19 protein-coding genes and 1 tRNA gene are annotated in these 20,637 nt (G+C 72.0%); 10 read left to right on the forward strand and 10 right to left on the reverse strand.

Annotated elements, in window-relative coordinates:
- Positions 1-65: 65 nt before the first annotated feature.
- The gene (locus GXP71_RS00350) at positions 66-761 is read right to left on the reverse strand and encodes an SAF domain-containing protein (protein WP_238402527.1); all 696 of its coding nucleotides are present in this window, start codon (positions 759-761) and stop codon (positions 66-68) included.
- 270 nt (positions 762-1,031) lie between these two features.
- Positions 1,032-1,367 (reverse strand): FmdB family zinc ribbon protein, encoded by a 336-nt coding sequence (locus tag GXP71_RS00355; RefSeq protein WP_162351027.1) that lies wholly within the window; start codon positions 1,365-1,367, stop codon positions 1,032-1,034.
- Between the two features lie 209 nt (positions 1,368-1,576).
- Here GXP71_RS00355 and GXP71_RS00360 point away from each other — a divergent pair, with 209 nt between their 5' ends.
- Positions 1,577-4,150, forward strand: a complete 2,574-nt coding sequence (locus tag GXP71_RS00360) for a penicillin acylase family protein (protein ID WP_202924298.1) — start codon at positions 1,577-1,579, stop codon at positions 4,148-4,150.
- 74 nt (positions 4,151-4,224) lie between these two features.
- Here GXP71_RS00360 and GXP71_RS00365 read toward each other — a convergent pair whose 3' ends face one another.
- Positions 4,225-4,872: a 5-formyltetrahydrofolate cyclo-ligase gene (locus GXP71_RS00365; protein ID WP_162351028.1), complete on the reverse strand. Its 648-nt coding sequence runs from the start codon at positions 4,870-4,872 to the stop codon at positions 4,225-4,227.
- Between the two features lie 167 nt (positions 4,873-5,039).
- Here GXP71_RS00365 and GXP71_RS00370 point away from each other — a divergent pair, with 167 nt between their 5' ends.
- The 5 genes from GXP71_RS00370 (at position 5,040) to GXP71_RS00390 (ending at position 10,005) form a co-directional block, all read left to right on the forward strand.
- Entirely contained in the window at positions 5,040-6,428 is a 1,389-nt protein-coding gene (locus tag GXP71_RS00370; RefSeq protein ID WP_162351029.1) for a UTP--glucose-1-phosphate uridylyltransferase, read from the forward strand.
- A 237-nt stretch (positions 6,429-6,665) separates the two neighbouring features.
- Positions 6,666-7,904 carry a gephyrin-like molybdotransferase Glp gene (glp, locus tag GXP71_RS00375; protein ID WP_162351030.1) on the forward strand — a complete coding sequence of 413 codons (1,239 nt, stop codon included), beginning with the start codon at positions 6,666-6,668 and terminating at the stop codon, positions 7,902-7,904.
- A 1-nt stretch (position 7,905) separates the two neighbouring features.
- The gene (locus tag GXP71_RS00380; protein ID WP_162351031.1) at positions 7,906-8,514 is read left to right on the forward strand and encodes a GNAT family N-acetyltransferase; all 609 of its coding nucleotides are present in this window, start codon (positions 7,906-7,908) and stop codon (positions 8,512-8,514) included.
- A 63-nt stretch (positions 8,515-8,577) separates the two neighbouring features.
- The gene (locus tag GXP71_RS00385; RefSeq protein WP_162351032.1) at positions 8,578-9,882 is read left to right on the forward strand and encodes a hypothetical protein; all 1,305 of its coding nucleotides are present in this window, start codon (positions 8,578-8,580) and stop codon (positions 9,880-9,882) included.
- 50 nt (positions 9,883-9,932) lie between these two features.
- A tRNA-Ala gene (locus tag GXP71_RS00390) sits at positions 9,933-10,005 on the forward strand.
- A 61-nt stretch (positions 10,006-10,066) separates the two neighbouring features.
- Here the strand turns inward: GXP71_RS00390 and GXP71_RS00395 are convergent.
- The 6 genes from GXP71_RS00395 to GXP71_RS00420 form a co-directional block, all read right to left on the reverse strand.
- Positions 10,067-11,191: a tyrosine-type recombinase/integrase gene (locus GXP71_RS00395; RefSeq protein ID WP_162351033.1), complete on the reverse strand. Its 1,125-nt coding sequence runs from the start codon at positions 11,189-11,191 to the stop codon at positions 10,067-10,069.
- Entirely contained in the window at positions 11,188-11,361 is a 174-nt protein-coding gene (locus GXP71_RS00400; RefSeq protein WP_162351034.1) for an AlpA family transcriptional regulator, read from the reverse strand. Before GXP71_RS00400 ends, GXP71_RS00395 begins: the two co-directional genes overlap by 4 nt.
- A 38-nt stretch (positions 11,362-11,399) precedes the next feature.
- Entirely contained in the window at positions 11,400-12,806 is a 1,407-nt protein-coding gene (locus GXP71_RS00405; RefSeq protein ID WP_162351035.1) for a replication initiator, read from the reverse strand.
- Between the two features lie 116 nt (positions 12,807-12,922).
- A complete protein-coding gene (locus GXP71_RS00410; RefSeq protein ID WP_202924299.1) occupies positions 12,923-14,392 on the reverse strand; it encodes an ATP-binding protein in 1,470 nt (489 codons plus the stop codon).
- Positions 14,392-14,739 carry a hypothetical protein gene (locus GXP71_RS00415; RefSeq protein WP_162351036.1) on the reverse strand — a complete coding sequence of 116 codons (348 nt, stop codon included), beginning with the start codon at positions 14,737-14,739 and terminating at the stop codon, positions 14,392-14,394. The genes GXP71_RS00410 and GXP71_RS00415 overlap by 1 nt, the downstream gene beginning before the upstream one ends.
- A gap of 29 nt (positions 14,740-14,768) precedes the next feature.
- Positions 14,769-15,194: a plasmid replication, integration and excision activator gene (locus tag GXP71_RS00420; protein WP_162351037.1), complete on the reverse strand. Its 426-nt coding sequence runs from the start codon at positions 15,192-15,194 to the stop codon at positions 14,769-14,771.
- Between the two features lie 159 nt (positions 15,195-15,353).
- Between GXP71_RS00420 and GXP71_RS00425 the strand changes: the two genes are divergently transcribed.
- Complete coding sequence (locus GXP71_RS00425; RefSeq protein ID WP_238402775.1) at positions 15,354-16,094, forward strand: XRE family transcriptional regulator; 741 nt, start codon at positions 15,354-15,356, stop codon at positions 16,092-16,094.
- Between the two features lie 20 nt (positions 16,095-16,114).
- A complete protein-coding gene (locus GXP71_RS00430; RefSeq protein ID WP_162351039.1) occupies positions 16,115-16,585 on the forward strand; it encodes an NUDIX hydrolase in 471 nt (156 codons plus the stop codon).
- On the opposite strand, the gene GXP71_RS00435 is transcribed toward GXP71_RS00430, so the two are convergent.
- Complete coding sequence (locus GXP71_RS00435; protein ID WP_238402528.1) at positions 16,535-17,086, reverse strand: HD domain-containing protein; 552 nt, start codon at positions 17,084-17,086, stop codon at positions 16,535-16,537. The genes GXP71_RS00430 and GXP71_RS00435 overlap by 51 nt on opposite strands.
- A gap of 935 nt (positions 17,087-18,021) precedes the next feature.
- Between GXP71_RS00435 and GXP71_RS00440 the strand changes: the two genes are divergently transcribed.
- Positions 18,022-19,917, forward strand: coding sequence for an AHH domain-containing protein (locus GXP71_RS00440; RefSeq protein ID WP_162351041.1), 1,896 nt, complete (start codon positions 18,022-18,024; stop codon positions 19,915-19,917).
- 14 nt (positions 19,918-19,931) lie between these two features.
- On the forward strand, positions 19,932-20,471 hold the full coding sequence (locus GXP71_RS00445; protein ID WP_162351042.1) for a hypothetical protein: 540 nt from the start codon (positions 19,932-19,934) through the stop codon (positions 20,469-20,471).
- The last annotated feature ends 166 nt before the right edge of the window (positions 20,472-20,637 follow it).

Here is a 20,637-nt window from a genome sequence, read left to right on the forward strand (position 1 = left end):
TGCCCCCGGCAGCTCATGGCGTGCGTCAGGGCCGGTCGGAGGGGCCCTGTCGCTGGACTGGACGATCATGGCACGACCACCGCGGAGAGCAAGGCGGTCGCGGACGCCCCTGCGAGCGCGCGTGCCTCGTCGGGCGTGACGGCGACCAGGACCGGTGGCGCGGGGCCGGAATCCGCCCCGAAGGACGTCGGGTCGCGCGGGAGCTCCCCCGTGGTGGGCGTCGGCAGGACGAGGGCGCGCGTCGCGACGACCCGTCCGTCGCCCGCGTCGGGAGTCGCCGCGAGGACGTCGACGCGCATCCCGGGTCGCAGGAGCGCCGCGGCCGCCTCGTCGGCGAGGCGCACGGCGGTGACGACCGTGCCGGGTGGTCCGGCCGCGTCCGGCGCCACGAGGACGCCCGGGACCAGGGGGGTGCCGGCCACGAGGTCCACGGCCGTGACCCGTCCGACCACCACGTCGGCGTCGGCCGGGACGTCGTCCGGTGCGACGGCCACGGGCACGGCGTGCACCGTCACGTCACCGTCGACGAGCGTCGCACCGGCGTCGAGCGGCCGGGCGGCCACGACGAGGTCGACCGTCGGCGCCGGCGGGGGCCGCAGCGCGCCCACAACGCCCAGAGCGGCCGCGGCGAGCGTCAGCGCCAGCAGCGCAGGACGAGCCCGCCACAGCACGGCACGCGCGCGCAGCGCGGCGGGTGCGCGGCGGCGCGCGAGCGGTGGCGGGCGGTCCGGTCGGGGCCGGTCACGTCGGTCGGGATGCACGTCGGCGACGCTACGGACGCAGCCGCCAGGTCCCTCGGGCGCCGGACCGCCTCGGTGGACGTCAGCGTGCCGGCGCGGGCTGTGGACGGCTGGCGATCCGCGGGAGGACCTCCGTCCCGATGCGGTCGCGGGCGCCGCCGACGCGGCGTGACAGCCAGATGCCGTCAGCGCGGGGGACGGGGGAATGCCGTCAGCGCAGCCGGGCGGCGAGATGCCGTCAGCGCGGCGGGGCGGCGAGATGCCGACAACGCGGCGAGACGGCGGATGCCGTCAGGACGAGGCGGCGGGCGCCTTGCTCGTGGCCGACGTCGACGACGTCGTGCTCGGCGAGCTCGTCGACGGGCTGTCCGACGTGCCGGACGCAGACGACGACGAGGAGGGGGTGGACGACGAGGACGACGACGTCGTCGACGAGGACTTCGACCCGGACGAGCGCGCGTCGTTGCGGTAGAAGCCCGAGCCCTTGAACACGACGCCGACGGCCGAGAACACCTTGCGCAGGCGGCCCTCGCACTCGGGGCAGACGGTCAGCGAGGCGTCGGAGAACGACTGCTGGATCTCGAAGGCGTGACCGCACGCCGTGCACGCGTAGGCGTAGGTGGGCATCGGGGCTCCTGGACGAGGTCGACGGGCCGGCCCGGCGGGACGTCCGGGTGGCCTGGCACTCACATGGATCGAGTGCCAATCCTAACGGCACGCGCGCCGGCCGCATTCCGCCGGCTCCCGGACGGGCACCCCGCGCCGCGCCTGCCCTGGTCATCCCCAGGTCTGGTGTGTTGCCACCCGGGGCCCAGACGGACAAGTACCCTCGCAACGTGTCCCGCCTGCGCCTCGTCCGGGTCGCGTTCGCGACCGTTGCCGTCGTCCTCGTCCTCGCCCTGGTGGCGACGGCCGTGGGCGTGGTCGTCGTCCTGCGCCGTCCGCTGCCCGAGGTGTCCGGCGAGCTCACGCTGCCCGGCCTCGAGAGTGAGGTGACGGTCACCCGCGACCCGCGCGGCGTCCCGACGATCACGGCGTCGACGTCCGAGGACCTGTTCCGCGCGCAGGGGTACGTCACGGCCCAGGACCGCTTCTTCGAGATGGACTACCGCCGGCACGTCACCGCCGGGCGGCTGTCGGAGCTCGTCGGCGAGAACGAGGACGCGCTCGCGGCGGACAAGGTGATCCGGACGTTCGGCTGGCGGCACGTCGCCGAGCAGGAGTGGGACGTGGTCGAGCAGTCGACGCGCGACGCGCTCCAGGCCTACGCGGACGGCGTCAACGCGTACCTGGCGGACCGGGACCCGTCGCAGATCGCGGTCGAGTACACGGTCCTCGGGGCCCGGACCAGCACGCCGGCCCCGGAGAAGTGGGACCCGGTCGACTCGCTCGCGTGGCTCAAGGCGCTCGCGTGGGACCTGCGCGGCAACTACGACCGTGAGCTCGCGCGTGCGCGGACGTTCGCGTCGGTGCAGGACGTCGCCCGCGTCGAGCAGCTGTTCCCGGCCTACCCGCAGGACGTGAACCAGCCGATCCTGTCGGCGGAGCAGGTGGGTCAGGGCGCGACCACGACCGCGGCGACGACGGGGCTCGACCTCGCGGGCGACGACCTGCAGGCGGCGCTCGCGTCGGCGCAGCGGGCGCTCGACGCGGTGCCGCACCTGGTCGGGGACGGCGAGGGCGTCGGGTCGAACTCGTGGGTCGTCTCGGGCCGCTACACCGAGTCCGGCGCGCCGCTGCTGGCGAACGACCCGCACCTCGGGATCTCGGCCCCGGGCATCTGGGCCCAGGTGGGCCTGCGCTGCGCGGAGGTCACCGCGGAGTGCCCCTACGACGTCACGGGGTTCGCCAACGCGGGCATGCCCGGCGTCGTGATCGGCCACAACGCCGACCTCGCGTGGGGCCTGACGAACCTCGGGGCGGACGTCACGGACTTCTTCCTCGAGAAGGTCGACGACGACGTGACCGTGCGGGACGGCGGCACGGCGCCCATCCGGCACCGGCGTGAGGTGATCCACGTCAACGGCGGTCGGTCGGTCGAGCTCGACGTCCGCGAGACGGTGCACGGCCCGATCGTGTCCGACGTCCTCGACATCGACGCGGTCGAGGACACCCCCGTGCCCGACGGCGCGCCGGGCCGCCAGTTCGAGGTCGCGCTGGGCTGGACGGCGCTGCAGCCGGGCCGCACGGCCGACGCGCTGCTCGCGATGGCCACGGCACGCGACGCGGACGACATCGCCGCGGTCGCGGCGCTCCTCGAGGTGCCCGCGCAGAACATCGTGTTCGCGACGGTCGACGGCCACATCGGCTACCAGGCGCCGGGACGGATCCCGGTGCGGACGTCGGTGCTGGGCGGTCCGGTCCCGTCGGACGGCACGTGGCCGCGGCCGGGCTGGGACAGCGCGTACGACTGGCAGGGGTTCGTCGACCCGGCGGACATGCCCCGCACGCTCGACCCGGCGGAGGGGTTCGTCGTCGCCGCGAACCAGGCCGTGACGCCGAGCGGCGTGGGCCCGTTCCTCACCGACGACTGGGACTACGGCTACCGCTCGCAGCGGATCCGGACCCTGCTGACGGAGCGGCTCGCGACGGGCGAGCCCGTGTCCGTGGCCGACATGGCGGAGATCCAGTCGGACCAGCGGAACCCGTACGCCGACATGCTGGTGCCGACGCTGCTGTCGCTGCCGATCGAGGACGAGTTCGACGACGACGGCCAGGAGCTGCTGCGCGACTGGGACCGGGTGTCGTCGTCCGACTCCGCGGCGGCCGCGTACTTCGCGGCGGTGTGGAAGACGATCCTGACCCTCGCGTTCGACGACGACCTGCCCGACGACGCGTCGCCCGCGGGCGACTCACGCTGGCTCGAGGTCGTGCGACGCCTGGTCGACGACCCGTCGTCGCCCTGGTGGGACGACCGGTCCACGCCCGCCGTCGTCGAGGGCCGCGACGAGATCCTCACGCGCGCGATGGTGTCGGCCCGCCGGCAGCTCACGACGCAGCTCGGCCGCGACGCCGAGGACTGGCGCTGGGGCATGCTGCACGTCGCCGCGCCCGAGCACCCGGTGCTCGGCGGCGAGTCGCTCCCGGGCGTCCTGCGGCGCCTGGTCAACCCGTCGCCGCTGAGCGTCGGCGGGGGCTCGTCGATCGTCGACGCGACCGCGTGGGACGCGAGCACGCCGTCGTACGCGGTGACGGCCGCGCCGTCGATGCGGATGGTCGTGGACCTGGGCGACCTGGACTCGTCGACGTGGGTGAACCTCACCGGGACGTCGGGCCACCCGGCGAGCGTGCACTACACCGACCAGTTCAAGGCGTGGGCGACGGGGGAGACGTTCCCGTGGCCGTTCACGCAGGCCGCGACGCAGGCGGACGCGACGGACCACCTGACGCTGCTGCCGTCGACGGACTGACACCGTCCTCGCGCCGGTGGGCCGCTGCGCCCAGCCGGACCGTGCCCAGCGTCCCGGCCGACCGGTCGCGCCGGTCAGGCGGCGCCCGGCCCGACGGGTCGCCAGCCGTCGGGCGTCGCGACACCGTCGACGAGGCGGTCGTGCGGCTCACGCGGGAGGGGACGCGACTCGGCGTCGTACAGCTCCTCCGGGAAGACGATCGCGATGACGGGCGCCCCCGGCCGCGCGTGCTGCAGCGCCCGGTCGTACCACCCGCCGCCCTGCCCGAGCCGTGCGCCCGCGGTGTCGACCGCCAGCGCGGGGGCGAGCACGACGTCGGCGTCGGCGAGCGCGGCGGCACCGAGCGTGGGCCCGCCGGGCTCGGGCGGGCGACCGGGTGCACGTTCGCGCAGGTCCTCGGCGCCCGCGTACTCCGCCCAGTCGCGCTGCAGGCCGGAGCCGAGCACGGGAAGCAGCAGGCGGACGCCGCGGTCGGCGAGCGCGTCGAGCAGCGGCACGGTGCCGGGTTCGGAGGGGCGAGCGGCGTACAGCGCGACGCAGGTCGCCTCGGACACCGCGGGGATCGCGGTGACGACCTCGGCGAGCGCCTGTGCGGCCGCCTCGCGTCGTCGGGGGGAGCGTGCGTGCCGCGCGTCGCGGATCGAGCGCCGCAGCCGCTCCTTCACCTCCTCGACCTCGTCGCCCTCGGCGGCGTGCGGGTACGGCTGGGCGACGCTGCTCATGGGTCCAGTCTGGCCCACGGTGCGCGCGTCGGGGGCGCGTCGCGGCCGTGAACGTCGGCGGGACACGGGTCTCAGCACATGACGGGAGCCCGAACGACGGACCAATGTCACGGGTCGCGTGACGCCCGCCACTGCGCTCTCGCACCCGGTCGACCTAGCATCGCAAGATGAGCGCCCACGGACTCGCACAGGCCCAGCGCAAGATGACCGACGGCGGGGTGCACCCGACCGCGGTCGACGTGTTCACCCGCTTCTACGGACTCCTCGAGTCGGGGGAGACGGGGATGATCCCCGAGAGCGGCGTCCGCCCGCTGACCGACGTCCCGCACCTCTCGGACCTCGACGTGGACGACGCGGCCGCGCGCGACGCGCTCGCCGTGACCGCCGTCGTCAAGCTGAACGGCGGCCTCGGCACGTCGATGGGCATGGACCGCGCGAAGTCGCTGCTCCGCGTCCGCGACGACGCGACGTTCCTCGACGTGATCGCCGGTCAGGTCCTCGCGGCGCGCCAGGCGACGGGGGCCCGTCTGCCGCTCGTCCTCATGAACAGCTTCCGGACGCGCGACGACACGCTCGCGGCGCTCTCCGGCTACGCGGACCTCGTCGTCGACGGCCTGCCGCTGGACTTCGTGCAGAACCGTGAGCCGAAGCTGCGCGCCGACGACCTCACGCCCGTCGAGTGGTCCGCCGACCCCGACCTCGAGTGGTGCCCGCCGGGCCACGGCGACCTGTACACCGCGCTGCACGCGTCGGGCGTGCTCGACGCCCTGCTCGACGCGGGCTTCCGCTACGCGACGGTGTCGAACTCCGACAACCTCGGGGCGTCGCCCGACGCGCGCATCGCCGGGTGGTTCGCGGCGACGGGTGCGCCGTTCGCCGCCGAGGTCGCGCGTCGCACGCCCGCGGACCGCAAGGGCGGCCACCTCGTCGTCCGGGAGTCCGACGGCCGGATCGTGCTGCGCGAGTCGGCGCAGACCCCGAAGGACGACGCCGACGCGGCCGGCGACATCGACCGGCACCGCTACTTCAACACGAACAACCTGTGGCTCGACCTGCGGGCGCTGCGCGCCGAGCTCGACCGCACGGGCGGCGTCCTGGACCTGCCGCTGATCCGCAACGAGAAGACCGTCGACCCGGCGGACAAGACGTCGACCAAGGTCGTGCAGATCGAGTCGGCCATGGGCGCGGCGATCGAGGTCTTCGACGGCGCCGCGGTGCTCGAGGTCGACCGCTCGCGGTTCCTGCCGGTGAAGACCACGAACGACCTGCTCGTGCTCCGCTCGGACGTGTACCGGCTCGAGCCGGACCACCGGCTCGTCGCGCAGGTCGAGGCGCCGTTCGTCGACCTCGACGAGGACCACTACAAGGTCATCGCGGCGTTCGACGCACGCGTCCCCGCGACCCCGTCGCTCGCGCAGGCGACCTCGCTCCGGGTGCGCGGCGACTGGACGTTCGGCAGCGGCGTCGTCGTGACCGGCGACGCGGTGCTCGACGACCCGGGCACGCCGTCGCAGGTGCCGGACGGCGCGACCGTCGGACCGGACGGGCTCGGCTGACCCCTCCCTGACCGCCCGAGGGCCGTCGACGGTGCACGACGCCGCCGGCGGCCCTCGTCGCGTGCGGCGACCGCCGGAGCGTGACGTCGGAGGGCGCCGTCCGGCGCGGGCCGACCGGGAGCGCGTGCGCGAGCGCGCCGGCCGCCGCGGCCGGGCGACGAGGTCCGCCCCCGACCCGGCCCGACACGAGCGGGTCGCCCGGCGGGCGGTCGCCCGACGGCAGGGCAGAATGCGCGCATGAGATCGGTCCAGGACCACCTGGCCGCGGTGCTCGCCGCGGTCGGCCCGGTCGCGCCGCTCGACGTCGTGCTGCACGACGCCGTCGGCTGCATCCTCGCCGAGGACGTGGTCGCCGGCCGCGACCTGCCGCGGCAGGCGCTCGCGTCGCGTGACGGGTACGCGGTCGCAGCGCACGACACCGCGGTCGCGGCCGGGTACGCCGCGTCGCGCGCGCTGCCCGTGGCCCACGACGTCCGCCCCGGCCTCGAGGCGCCGCTGCGGCTGGTCCCCGGTCAGGCCGTGCGCGTCGCGTCGGGTGCGCCGCTGCCGCTCGGTGCCGACGCCGTCGTCCCGCTCGAGGAGACCGACCGCGGCACCGCGCAGGTCGCGATGCAGCGCCCCGCCGTCGCGGGCCAGCACGTCCGGCCCGCCGGGTCCGACGTCCGCGAGGGCGAGAAGGTGCTCGCCGCGGGCACGCGCCTCGGCGCACGCCAGCTCGCGCTCGCCGCGTCGCTCGGCCGCGGCCGGCTGCGGGTGCACCCGACACCGCGCGTCGTGCTGCTGTCCGTCGGCGACGAGCTCGTCGAGCCCGGCACGGTCGGGGCGCGCGACGGCGCGACGTTCGAGGCCGACGGGCACGCGCTCGAGGCCGCCGTGCGCGACGCCGGGGCCAACGCCGTCCGCGTCGGGATCGTCGCCGACGACCGCGCCACCCTGCGCGAGGCCCTCGACGACCAGCTCGTCCGCGCCGACATGGTGGTCGTCACCGGCGGCCTGTCCGAGCTCGCGCACGACACCGTCAAGGACGTGCTCGCCCCGCTCGGGACCGTCCGGCTCGACCAGGTCGCGATGACGCCGGGCTTCCGGCACGGGTTCGGGTCCGTCGGCGACGAGCTCGGCCGCGACCGCGCCGTCCCGATCTTCGCGCTGCAGGGCCACCCCGTCGCCGCGCAGGTGTCGTTCGAGGTGTTCGTGCGTCCCGCGCTGCGGGCCATGGCCGGCCACACCGAGCTCTTCCGCCCGTCCGTCGCGGCCGAGGCGACGAGCGGCTGGGTGTCGCCGCCCGGGCTCCGGCAGTTCGTGCCCGCGACGGTCCTCGGTTCGCCCGACGAGGGCTACCGCGTGACCCCCGTCGGCGAGCCCTCCGCGCCCACCGTCCGCGACCTGGCGCACGCGAACGCCCTGGCCGTCGTCGGCGAGCAGGACCTGACCGTGCACCCGGGGCAGGTCGTCCACTGCCTCGTCCTGGAGGGCTGAGGTGGCAGTCGGGTGGCCTGCCGTCCTGCAGGACGGGCCCGTGCGGCTGCGGCCGCTGCGGCGGCGTGACCAGGACACGTGGATGGAGCTGCGCTCGCGGAACGCGGGCTGGCTCGAGCCGTGGGACGCGACGAGCCCCGAGCCACCCCCGGCGGTGCGGCCGACGTTCGGCGCGTTCGTCCGGACGCTGTCGGCGCAGGCCCGGTCGGGAGTGACGCTGCCGTTCGCCGTCGACTTCGAGGACCGGCTCGTCGGCCAGCTCACGGTCGCGTCGATCGCGTACGGGTCGCTGCGGTCGGCGAGCATCGGCTACTGGGTGTCGGAGCACGTCGCGGGGCGCGGGATCACGCCGACCGCGGTCGCGCTGGCGACGGACCACTGCTTCGGCGTCCTCGGCCTGCACCGCGTCGAGATCAACATCCGCCCGGAGAACCGGCCGTCGCTGCGGGTCGTCGAGAAGCTCGGCTTCCGCGACGAAGGGCTGCGCGAGCGGTACCTGCACATCCAGGGCCGCTGGTGCGACCACCGCACGTTCGCCCTCACGGCGGAGGAGGTTCCCGAGGGGCTGCTGGCCCGCTGGCGCGCGACCCGTGGAGCCTCCGCGGGGTGACGCGCCACCCGACACGCCGATATGGTCCCGGCGAGTCCGTGGAACGACCCCTACCGTCGTGACGTGGACGATCTCGCAGGCCTCGTCGCCTTGGCGCTCGTGGCTCTGTGGGGGGCCTACCTGGTGCCGCACAAGCTGCGGCACCGGCAGCAGCTGCTCGAGTCCCGGGCTGACGACCGGTTCTCGGAGGCGCTGCGCGTGGTCGCCGTGAGCGAACGCACGGGCCGGCTCCGCCGGTCGGGGACGTTCCGACGGTCGCGCGAGGCGCCTGCGGTCGGATCGGCCGACTGCGGGACGACGAGCGGCGGATCGCCGGGGCTGCTGACCCCGGGCGCAGGGCTCCCGGTGCTCCATGCCGGGCCCGGGACAGGAGGTGCCACCGTGGACCGACCGACGGCGACGCAGGACAGGATCACCGCGGACGCGGCCCGTCGTGCCGCGCAGGCGCGCGCAGCGAGAGCGGCTTCGGTCGCGCGCCGTGCTGCCGCCGCACGGCGCCGTGCCGTGCTCGCAGGGGTGCTGGTGGTCGCGACGATCGCCGGCTGGACCATCGCGGGCCTCGCGCCCGCCGTGACGTGGGTCGCCGGTGCCGTGCCGAGCGTGCTGCTCGGCGGCGTGCTCGTGCTGGGCCGTCGTGCCGTGCTCGCGGGTCGTGCCGCCGACGCGGCGTGGGAGGCCCGCATGGCCGACGAGCGCCGGGTGTCCGGCGGTCCGCGGACCGGCGCGATGCGTGCGGTCGCGGAGGCGTCGCGCACGTCGTCCGCCCCGGCGTCGGCGCCGACGCGTGCCGTCACGGGCGCGCAGCCGACGGTCCGTGCGTCCTCGCCCGCGCAGAAGACCCCGGTCGTGGAGCGCGCCACCGACGAGGGCCAGCACGTCGAGACGCACGACGCGCACGTCCCGCACGCCATCGTGACAGGCCGTGCCGTGCACCCGTCGGAGGCGAGCACCGAGGTGTTCGCGCGCATCGTCGAGGACCGCGGCGAGGCCGAGGCCCCCGCGCGGCACGCGTCGACCGGACAGACGCCCGTCGTGCGGACCGGTGTCGCCGACCGCCTCGCGAAGGCGACGCGCGACGTGGACACCGACGACGCGACCCGCGCGCCCGCCGAGGACGAGGACGGCGCCTGGTCGCCCGTCCCCGTCCCGCGCCCGACCTACACGATGAAGGCCACCGCACCGCGCCGCGAGCCCGTCCCGCTCGAGGACACCGACGCGTCGACCGGTGCGAAGGCCGCCCCGGTGGGCGACACGGTCACCGAGCCTGTCGCGCAGGTCGTGGCCGAGGTCGCGGAGCCTCCGGCGGCGACCACCGGCAGCATCGACCTCAACGCGATCCTGGCCAAGCGCCGGGCCGCGGGGGAGTGACCCGATTTCACGAACGACCCTGGTGGGGTGCTAGTCTGTAGCCCGCTCGCGGGGCTGTGGCGCAGTTGGTAGCGCGTCTCGTTCGCAATGAGAAGGTCAGGGGTTCGAATCCCCTCAGCTCCACCGACGAGGACCCTCGTCCGACCAGGCTTAACGGCCCGGGAGGGCGAGGGTCTTCTGCTTGTCACTTCGGCGTGACCGCATCGCGCGTACCCCCCGCGTACCCCGCGCCCTGATTGAGCCTGTCGAGGCCGGCTCTGTCGGCTCCAGTTCCGAGGAAGTGCAGGTACCGGTTCGTCGTGGCGATCGACTCGTGCCCGCACCACGCCTGGACCGTCCCGGGGTCGACGCTTCGCGCGAGCCACAGGCAGGCCGCGGTGTGTCGCAGATCGTGTAGGCGGCGTCCGCCACCGGTCCTGGGCCAGGCCAGTGCGCGCAGGACGGTGGAGCGGTGCAGCTTCCCGCCTCGCGCGGTCGTCAGCAGCAGATCGTGTGGCGCCTTCCCGTGGGCGAGCTCGCGAACGAGCGGCAAGACCCGGTTCGCCAGCGGCACCCGGCGCGAGCTGCGGCCCTTGGTCGCCTTTCGCCCCACGCCCTCGGGGTCGGACCGGCGCACGAGCAGTCCCGGAGTCGGGACCTCGACGAAGTCGGCGACGGTCAGCGCTCGCGCCTCAGCCCATCGGAGGCCGGTCCACCCGAGGATCAGCAGAACGTTCGCCAGCACCGAGTCGCGCTCCGCCCACAGCTCGAAGTGGCGCTCAAGCTCTGCCTCCGTGAACGGGTGCATCTCGGTCCGTTCCTTCGAGCTCTTCGGCACCGGCACGCCGGTCACCGGGTTGTGGACGATCAGGTTCTCCCGCACGCACCACGAGAAGAACGTCGACAGGCTGGCGCGATAGCGGACTACCGAGGCGTACTCCAGCGGCTTTGGCGCCCGTCCACTGGCGCCCGCGGCACGCGGGGGTGCCGTGGAGAGCAAGGACTCGAACGACCGGGCGACGTCCCGACCGGTGACCGACGACAGGTGCACGTTCTGCATCGACGTCGGCATAAGCCGCATGAGGTCCCGGTCGGCGCGGAACGTCTTGACCGCAACTGTGCGCTCACGCACCGCCAACCAGCGCTGCAGGACCTTGCCTGTACGTTCCCTCCCCGCGCGCGGGTCGACACCGCCCTCAAGTGCGGCGCGCTCACGACGAAGCCACCCGTCAGCCTCGCGCTTGGTGTCGAACGTCCGCGACGCCACGACGACGCGTCCGCTCTTGAGGAACGCCCGGAACCGACCACCCGCGGTCTTCTGGATGCTCATGCCGCAACTCCCTGCAGCCAGGCGATCACGTCCGCCTTGCGGTAGCGCGGCAGCGCCGGCGACAGCCACGTCACCCGCGGGCCTCTCCCCGCCAACCGCCACCGGCAGACCGTCGACGGAGCGACCCGCAGCCACGTCGCCACTTCCTCGGTGGTCAGATACTCGTCCACGATTCCCCCTACTCCGTGTCGGTGCGCTCGTTCGGCGATCAGGCCGGCTGGGTGGTGCGCTGCTCTGCCCGCCACCGGGCGTACGCCCGCGCCCGGGATGCCGCGGCGTCCGCGAGTGCCTTGTCGCCGGCGCGCGGCCATCCGGAGCCGTCGTAAACCCACGAGCCGATGACCAGCGTTGTCTCTGCCGCTTCGGCCATGAGGCGCTCCTCGAGCTCGCGAGCGTCGAGCGCCGTCGCACGACTTCTCGCCTCGACCGCCATCCCTTGGAAGCGCCGACGAGCGCGTCGGAGGGCTCCGAGGGTCACCGAGTAGTGACGGGACTTCGTCGAGAAGTGGCCGCGGAACCCGAGCATCGACGCCCACCGGCCGAGCAGTGCGTACGGATGGCCAGCGCAGTCCCCGCACAACCGCGGGCGCCTGTCGCCGACGCGCTTCCCGCAGCCGAAAGGGCAGCCTGCCAGCGCGCGGGCGGCAAGCGCGCGGCAGGACTCGCTGAGCCACACCAGGTGGGGGAGAGCGTGGCCCGGCTCCACTCCGGCTGACTTCGTCGAGTACTTCGCCAGGTAGGCGGCTACCTGCTCGGCGGTGATCTCGTCACCCGCGACGGACCGGTCGCGGACGACCCGTACGTCCGTCTGCGCCCCGAAACGGAGCGTCCGTGCGACGTCGGACTCGTCGAGCGGGAGCGCGGGGCAGTGCGCGGCGACGGCGGCCTGCCGCACGACGTTCTCCAGCGCGGCAGCGGTGACCTGCGCGGGGGATCCGGGACCGTCCGGTCCATCTATCCGAACGAGGGCGTGGAAGTGGACCAGGCCGCGCGTCTGGAACTCGGCGACCTTGGCGTACTCGACGCGCACGTGACGCTTGAGGTCGACATCCCGCACCCCGAGCTCGACCGCGAGCTGGCGCCGCATGGCGATGGTGAACCGCCTCCAGAGCTCCGGCGCGTGCCACTGCCAGACGACCGCGGACTCCGTGTCGTAGCAGTCACGGCACAGCGGCGCGCCGACCCGAGGATCGAGGACGTCGTGCCGCGTCCAGCACGTGAGGCGGCGGCCGTGCGGACACATCGCGAGCCGGGTCCGCGGGTGGCACGGCTGTCTCCCGTCACGGACTGCGTGCACCGGGCCGAACGACGGTGCGGTGAGGGTGACGAACAGGAGGGGATTGGTGTTGACCGTCACGGGCACCCCCTTGCCGCCGTGCAGCCCGGTGGAGATGAGCTCGAAGGTGTCCCGCGCGTAGATGCGGGAGCAGGGCGGGCAGACGTCGGCCCGACGGTTGCCGCACGGCTTGTAGAGCAGCCCCATCGGTTCGTTGCCCGACCGGTAGGTCTCGACGATCTCGCCGGTCCGGAGGTCCACCGTCTCTGACTGCCCGACGAGGCGGACGGGGTGCAGGCAGTTGCCGACCTTGCTGAGCGTCGCCGTGAGGGCCGGCATCGTTCCGTCCCCGAGACGCCGGGCGATGGAGTCAGCCTCGGGCCCTGTCAGCAGGCCGAGGTCGAGGGGCGCGTCGGGCCCATGACCCCAGAAGCCGTCGTTCCGCGGCGTCGCCATCAGGCTGCCTCGGGATCCTCTGGTTCGCGCGGCGCGCGCGGTGTGCGGGGACGACGAGGAGCCACCTCGTCGACGTCGAGCCCCATCAAGGGGAGCACCTCGCCAGGAGCCTGAGCGTTGTCGAGCGACGCATCCTCCGGCAGGGCCGGGTACTGCTCGGCGACGAGCCGGATCAAGTCGTCGGGCCAGAAGTCGGCTCGGACACGTTCCACGACGCCGTCGTTTCGCACGACGTACCCGGCGCCGGGCATGGTCCGGTCGATCCGGTGCGCCGGTGCCACGTCTCCGTATCCGTCGCCCAGAACCATGCGGGTTTCCGAGGTCGACGCGAGCCGCAACGCGATCGTCTGCGTGAAGAGCTCCCGCATCCCCACCGTCTCCTTGCGCGGGTCCTGCACGAACGCGACGACGATCACCCCGAGCGCGCGCCCCTGGGTCAGGATCCGCTTGAGGAGCGTGGTGCCTTGGTTGACCACATCACGGGAGGCGTAGCCGGTGAGGACGGCGAGCTCGTCGATGAGGAGCACGTGCACCGGGTCACCCGGCGAAGGCTCGAACTTGCGAGTCCGTCCACGCATCGCACCCTGCCGCTCGGCGATGACTGCGTGCAGCGAGCTCAGGAGCCGAAGTGCGCTCTGCTCGTCGATCGCCACCGAGGAGAACATGCCGGCGCCCACGGCGACCTCGACTCCGCCCTTGAGGTCGATGCCCCACAGCCTCACGAAGCCGGCCCGGGCAGCTGGCGCCAGATTGCCGGCGATGCCCCAGAGGACTGACCCCTTCCCGGCGCCGGAGCGACCCACCACGAGGGTGTGCCGGCCGCCGAGCTGAAGCCGCCACGGCGCTCCGTCCGACAGACGGCCCAGCGTGACTGCGTCGGTCTCGATCTCGGAGGGGACCACCGGCGTCGTCGGTTCGTGGAGCAGCTCGCGCATCGTCAGCACCATCTCGACGACACCCGGGCCCACCCTGCGGGACTCCGCGGACTCCGCCTCGAACGCCGTGGCGATGGCCTCGAGTGCTCCGTCCAGGTCATCCACGGTCTGTCCCACCATTGCCCGGACGCGGAGCGTGAGGGTGTTGGTGCTTGTGCGGACGTGAAGCAGATGGGGGAGCGCGTCTCGCTTGTCGCCGCCCCACGGCCACGCGAGCCCGCAGCGTCGGGCGACCTCGCTCCACTCCCTGCGAGCCCGATGTCGCCACGCGCGCCGCCGGAGCAGACCCCCGAGCGTGGCCTCGTAGGTCAACGGACTCACCGCGTCCCAGGCGGCCCGCACGAGGTTGCACAGGGGCACCAGTGCGAACACCGCGGCGGCCGCCGCCTCGCGATCGGCGATCACCAGCAGGTTGCCGATCACGAGGCAGACGAGCACTGCGCGCCATGCCTGGCTGGTCCAGCGCACGAAGTTCCAGGTCGCGCCCGCCAGTCGACGCAGCACGAGCCCGGAGACGCGGAACACGGCAGACATCACGCCGCACCCGGGAGGACCGTGGTGTCCGGGGCCGGGCGAAGGTCACGCGGAAAAGCCCGCAGCGGCCGCAGGAGATCCCCACCGCAGAAGACCTTGAACTCCGGTTCCGGCCATCCGCCGCCGCTCCAGACGGCGAACCCCTCGCAGGTGCGGGTCGGCTCGTAGTCGGCCACATTACCGAGCGCGAGCCTCCACGCCAGGTACTCGGCGGTGGCCTGGCTCGTCGCGCGCACCGAGACCACTCCGAGGCCGACGCCCACCCACTCGACCTGGCCGTGCACCATCGTGACCACGTCAGCAGCCATGGTCAGCAACTCGGTGATGGTCGGTCCGGGCTCGTTCATCGGAGCTCGTCCGTGACTCAGCTCGGGCATCACGCCACCGCCTTCGGCTCTCCGACCTTGACGGCCTGGCCCGGCGTGATGAAGCCCTCGGCCCGGAACGACCAGGCGATGCGGGGCCGGCGGCCCGAGTCGTCGACGTACGGCAGTGCGGTCAGGCCTACGAACTCCACGGGCGTCCACGGCATCGGCGACGTGTTCTTCGGCGGGACGGGCTGGTGCTCAGCTGCGAACTTCACCGTCACGCCGATCTCGCGGCGACCCGCCTCGTCGTCGCCGTCGATGACGGTGCACTGCCACAGGGGCAGGCCCGTGTCCTTGTCCCGCTGCTGCGGTCGGAACCCGTCCGGGCGCTGCTCGGCCTGGAAGTCCGTGACGGGCTCGACGAGCCCTCGCAGGAACGCGCCCTTGGGGAACGCCGTGTCATGGGCGATCTCGAAACGCTTGGCCATTGCCATGATCTCGACTCCTCGTGCTCTGGTGTTCGTGCTTCCCGATTGGGCTACCTGCCCACGAACTACGAGACCCGTATGGAGCGGGACGCCGTCACCCCCTAGTGGGACGTCTTGGGACGTCCTACGATGATCAAAACGTCCCAAGGCGCCCCTGGAGGCGTGATGACGAACGAGCGACTCCGAGCGGCGATCGCCGATGCAGGGCTCTCGTTGCAGGGCTTCGGCGAGAAGGTCGGCGTTGACCCCAAGACCGTCGAGCGCTGGATCAGCACCGACCGGATCCCGCACCGGACGCACCGGATGAACGCCGCGCGCATCCTCGGCAAGACCGACGTGTTCCTGTGGCCGGCGACCGACTCGGATCCGCGTACGAGGTCAGCGACCAGGGCCGAGTTCGTCGACCTGTACCCGAGCCGCGCGTCGCTACCCGTCTCGACCTGGGCGGACTTCATCGACAACGCACGCGAGGCCGTCGACCTGCTCGCGTTCGCCGGCAGCTTCCTGCACGACAGCGTCCCCGACTTCGCCGAGCGGATCGCCGCACGAGCCAAGAGCGGGGTGCGGATCCGGTTGTTGTTCGGTGACCCGGAGAGTCCCGCAGTCGCCCTGCGGGGCGAGGAGGAGGGGATCGGTCCGCTCATGGCTGCTCGGTGCAGCCTGACCTGGAACTACCTCACTCCGTTGCTCGGGGGCGTCGCGGGGATCGAGGCTCGCAAGCACGGCAGCACGCTGTACGCCTCGCTGTTCCGTTTCGACGACCAGCTGCTGGTCAATCCGCACGCGCTGGGCGCGCCGGCCGGGCACTCGCCGATGATGCACGTGAACCGGATCCCCGGCGGCCGTCTCTTCTCCCACTACATGGAGTCGTTCGAGCGCACGTGGCAGGCCGCCAAGCCTGCGTGACCGCCCGTACGCTCGGAGGCATGGCGCGCATCGACTACATCGATGACCCGAACGCCCCGGAGATCAACTCCGTGGTGCCCTCCGTCGTGGCGATCGTCCAGGACGACGAAGGTCGCGTCCTGATGATCCACAAGACCGACAACAACAAGTGGGCCCTGCCGGGCGGCGGCCATGAGCCGGGCGAGAGCATCGCCGACACCGTCCTCCGCGAGGTCAAGGAGGAGACCGGCTACGACGTCGAGATCGACACGATCACTGGTACCTACACCAACCCGAACCACGTCATGCAGTACGACGACGGCGAGGTGCGCCAGCAGTTCTCCATCGCGTTCCGCGCCCGCCTGGTCGGAGGTTCCAGGCGCACGAGCTCCGAGAGCGACGAAGTCGAGTGGCTGACCCCGGAGCAGATCGAGTCGCTCGACCTCCACGCGTCGATGCGGCTACGGCTCGAGCACGCCCTCCGCGGCACCGGCCGGCCATTCATCGGATAGACCAAGACGCGCCCGCGCCCGACCGGCTGCAGCGAGGAGCTCTGCCCGAGAACGGCTGACAGCCCTGTGCACGGGGCTCGACGCCGGATATCGACCGAGAATCTCGGCGATACGGGTCTCCGGATCGGTAGGCGAGCCGTCCGGTGCAGTCACCAGGTCGAGAAGCGTGAGGACATCGAGGTCAGCCGGCGCCGCTGCAGGCATCGCGGCCAGTTGGGTCGCCAGCCCGCGCTCCTCGGCCTCGAATGCGGCCCCCGTGTGGTGCGCCACCAATGCGACGACGTCAGCGGGCGCTCCCTCGGCCACGAGGAACGCCGCCCCGTCGAGCGCGTGCAGGCCGGTCATCGACAGCTCTTCGGCGTAGCCAACGTCGTGCAGCCATGCGGCCGCCACGACCTCCGCCGAGATGCTGCCGACCGCGGCGAGCGACTCAGCCCGTTCCCCTACGGCGCGGACGTGCTCCCACCGGCGCCCGAGGTTTGAGAGGTACTCGGATGCCACCTTCGAGGCTCGCTCGGCGGTCCACATACGGACTCATCCTGCCGCAGCGCGGCCACATGTGGGTCGACCGCGGCCGATGGATGCCGACGCGACTGCGCGCCCTTCGAGCCATCGTTCGAACGTGCGTTCGAAGCAATCGATCGAGCGGGTACCGGTACACGAGCAGGCGCCCGATGCTCCAGTCGGGGCCCGCGCCGGCGATCGCTTGGTGCACGCTGAGACCCCCATCCCGGTGACGGTCTGGATTACGACCGGACGCGGACGTTCCTTCAAGTCTGAGGGCCACGCCCTCGCGTGGACTGCTCGACAGGTTCGCGTTCGCTACGTCGACCCGGGCGGGCGTGAGGGCTTCGCGTGGGTGTGGGCGTCGGCAGTGATCCGCCGTTAAGGCGTCCTCTCACAGGCTCGGTGGGGTGCTGTGTGTTCCTCCACCGGTGCGGCGATGCGACCGTCGCAACGAGAGCGGGACCGACACTGCCGCTCCTTGCAGACAGAGGCCCGGCGTCGCGCTGCCCACGACTGTGCCTTCAAGGCTGTCGGCGACGATTGCGCGCCCACTGGGCCGTCTGGATGAAAGGAAACAGAGTCTGCACCTGACGCTGGTGATCATCCATACGTTCCCGGTGACGCGCTTCGCGTGCGCGGGAACCGGAGGAGGGCTCGTGGGTAGCACGACGGCTGGGCGCCATGATCGTCGGGGCAGATCTCGCAGCCGGCGGCTCTCTCGGCGATCGTCGCACATTGCCCGTCACCGGCCTCTGCTGACGTCTGCACTCGTCGGGGCTCTCGCACTGTGCTCCGTGATCTCTGGCCCAGCGGGTCCGGTCGCCGCAGGCCTGAGCACGGTGGACAGTCCCGCAGGTCTGGCCGTTCTGGCGGACTCCGCAGCGGTGGCAGCCGGAGTAGGGACGGGCGTCGCTATCTCGCAGACCCTGATGGCTCCAGCAGCAACAGCCGACACCGGCACCGTAGGTGGCCTCACGTTCCACGACCCCAGCGCCCATGCTGAGACCGTCGCGGTCGCGATCGCTGGCTGGTTCGGGGTCGACCTGCACGTCTCAGACGGCGGCCCCACCGGCCTGCTCCCAGAGCCGGAGTTCGCGCCCGGCTGGGTCAACGGCGACAACGTCATGAACGGGCTGACAAGCTCCAGCGGCAGCGGCTGGAACCCGGCCAACATCCAGGTCACCGTCGACCACACCCCCGAATTCGGTGCCACCGACGGCACCTTCTCGTTCACCGGCAGCATCTCCGGCTCCTGTGATGGCGAACCGTGGACAAACCAAGCCGTCCGCATCCAACCGTTCGCACGCAACCCCGACACCGGCCAGGTGCAACCCCTGTACTTCACCGAGACCTTCGGAAACCTCGCCGGCGACTCCCTCGGACGCAACTGCGGCGGGCCCCTGACCCGAACCGACAGCCAGGTCTGGACCGGAACCCGCGGCGGTGCCTGGGGAACCGGGACGCCATGGACTTTCAGCCACGTCGAAGTCTCCATCCTCTACTCGCGCAACCAGACCGGCGAGGTCCTGCGCTGGTACCCCGAAGGTCACGCACTTCGCCCCGAGACGCCGGACCCCGGCTCCGGGACGGTGACCCAGACGCTGGAGTGCATCGACGCCAACGGTCACACCCAGACCGTCACTGCCGACACCGTCGGGACGCTGACCCCTGGCGCAGTCTTGGAGCTGCCCGACCTGCTGTGCCCCGAGGGCTCGGTCACCGCCGGCTTCGGCGCCACCTGGCGACCGAGCGCGGGCCAGGAGCAGCAACTCATCCCCGAGACCGAATCACCGTCGTGGGTCACCGAAATCCCCAGCCAGTACCCGCAGTGCCTCACCACGACCTGCTACTTGCAGTTGTCCCACCTCAACGAAGACGGCACCCCCACGAGCTGCGGCCCGCAGGCTGAGCAGTGCCCTAACTGGTACATCGAAGCCAGCCGCGCCGAGGACTACATGTGCAAGTGGGGTCCCTACCCCGTCGACCTCAACTACTGCTCAGTCTTCCGTGAGCCCGGCCGGGTCACACCGAACGCCGAGCTCGACGACAACGGCAACATCCACGTCCTCCTTTGGCCGCCGTTGAGCCTCGAATCGGCTCCCGTCGCCACGCTGCGATCGCTCCTGGTCAGCCGGTACGGCGATGAAAACGCCTGCAGCGTCCTCGGTGAGAAGCTCCGCTCTTTCGCTAGCTCGGTCGCCGTCCCCGATGCGGTGCTCGTCTGCGATGCGCTGGGTATCCAGCCCGCGTTGCGGTTTGCCGCCGCAACCTCGACCAGCGGGCCCGGCGCGGTCTTCATGGCCCTTCTCGACGCCGTGCTTGGCACCGAGCCGACCACCCTCGAGCCCGACTGCGCCAACCTCCGCGAAGATGGCGTCTGCCTGGATGACCAGACTGTGGTGGTCGACGAGCCCACTCCGGATCCTGACCCCGCCGGCGGCGGCGTGAGCCTGCCTCCGAACTGCATTGAAGATGCCGCCGCAGCGAAGATACTTCGCGACGCATGGAACTTGAAGGCCAATCTGCATATCCATCACTTGGCGACCAACAAGGGAAACAGTTGGGCTCCGATCTTTAAGGCCTTCCTCGCAGCGAACTACCCAACCCTCAACATCGATGCCGACTGGAACAAGTTGCCGATGCTGCAGAGCGGAAACCACAGCCCGAAGTACCACCGATGGGTCTACAACGCCATGATTCGCGCCAAGGCCCAGGCAGGTTCGGATGCGGATGAGTTCACTCGCCTCTTCAAACTCTGGGTCAAGGAGCCGATTCGCAACGCGGATCCGCTCGTCCTGGGGCATTCTTACTGGAAGTGCCGCTGATGGAAGGTGAACGCGTGACCACCACCTATCACGCCGTCGAGGCCGATATGTTGCCGCTTGCGTTTGCGTCGAGCGATCTGCATCGATCGTTCTGCGACTCCCTAAATATGGTCCCCGGATTGCGAACCGATGTCCCGGAGCTCGCCTGGCACTATGACGAGCCCGGCTCGCCCGACTGGGCGTCGACAATCGAGCGCACCCGGTTGGTGTCGGCCCGCACACGGAAAGTCCTAGAGCCCCTCCTGAGCCCTGCAGACAGCGTCCAATGGCTGCCTGCAACGCTGACTACCTCCGGCGGAGAATGTCTCACCTACTGGGTCATGCACTTCCCGGCTGCCTTCGATCCCTATGACCCGGTGGCGACGGTACGTGGCCCGAGCGGGCTCGCCATGCCCGGCACTGAGGTCCTGTCCGCCGCAAGGATCGCCGGGCACGAGATCTTCGCGCCCCCTCAGCAGGTCGACACGGTATTCGTCACCGAGCGCGTCATCAATGCGATGCGGGACAACGGGCTGACTGGATGGATCGCGGAACTGATGCCAACCACCGCCTAAGACGGCGACACCGATCGAGCGTCGTGGATTCGCGCCGTGGGCAGTTAAACCGTTGACCCTTGCGCGACACCGGCGAGACGTGTGCAACGCTTCACCTTTCGACCCCCCGAACACACGCGCGATGGTGGCCGCACCCCAGCCACGCTCGGCATCCGCACCTAGAGCG

It is taken from the genome of Cellulomonas sp. H30R-01 (assembly GCF_010119915.1).
Classification (GTDB): domain Bacteria; phylum Actinomycetota; class Actinomycetes; order Actinomycetales; family Cellulomonadaceae; genus Cellulomonas; species Cellulomonas algicola.

Excerpts from the sequence above, each read along its gene's own strand:
- glp (WP_162351030.1), top strand. The coding sequence starts at position 6,666 with ATGAGATCGGTCCAGGACCACCTGGCCGCGGTGCTCGCCGCGGTCGGC.
- GXP71_RS00425 (WP_238402775.1), top strand. The coding sequence starts at position 15,354 with ATGACGAACGAGCGACTCCGAGCGGCGATCGCCGATGCAGGGCTCTCG.
- GXP71_RS00395 (WP_162351033.1), bottom strand. The coding sequence starts at position 11,191 with ATGAGCATCCAGAAGACCGCGGGTGGTCGGTTCCGGGCGTTCCTCAAG.
- GXP71_RS00430 (WP_162351039.1), top strand. The coding sequence starts at position 16,115 with ATGGCGCGCATCGACTACATCGATGACCCGAACGCCCCGGAGATCAAC.
- GXP71_RS00370 (WP_162351029.1), top strand. The coding sequence starts at position 5,040 with ATGAGCGCCCACGGACTCGCACAGGCCCAGCGCAAGATGACCGACGGC.
- GXP71_RS00365 (WP_162351028.1), bottom strand. The coding sequence starts at position 4,872 with ATGAGCAGCGTCGCCCAGCCGTACCCGCACGCCGCCGAGGGCGACGAG.
- GXP71_RS00420 (WP_162351037.1), bottom strand. The coding sequence starts at position 15,194 with ATGGCAATGGCCAAGCGTTTCGAGATCGCCCATGACACGGCGTTCCCC.
- GXP71_RS00355 (WP_162351027.1), bottom strand. The coding sequence starts at position 1,367 with ATGCCCACCTACGCCTACGCGTGCACGGCGTGCGGTCACGCCTTCGAG.
- GXP71_RS00405 (WP_162351035.1), bottom strand. The coding sequence starts at position 12,806 with ATGCCGGCCCTCACGGCGACGCTCAGCAAGGTCGGCAACTGCCTGCAC.
- GXP71_RS00410 (WP_202924299.1), bottom strand. The coding sequence starts at position 14,392 with ATGTCTGCCGTGTTCCGCGTCTCCGGGCTCGTGCTGCGTCGACTGGCG.
- GXP71_RS00415 (WP_162351036.1), bottom strand. The coding sequence starts at position 14,739 with ATGAACGAGCCCGGACCGACCATCACCGAGTTGCTGACCATGGCTGCT.
- GXP71_RS00440 (WP_162351041.1), top strand. The coding sequence starts at position 18,022 with ATGGCTCCAGCAGCAACAGCCGACACCGGCACCGTAGGTGGCCTCACG.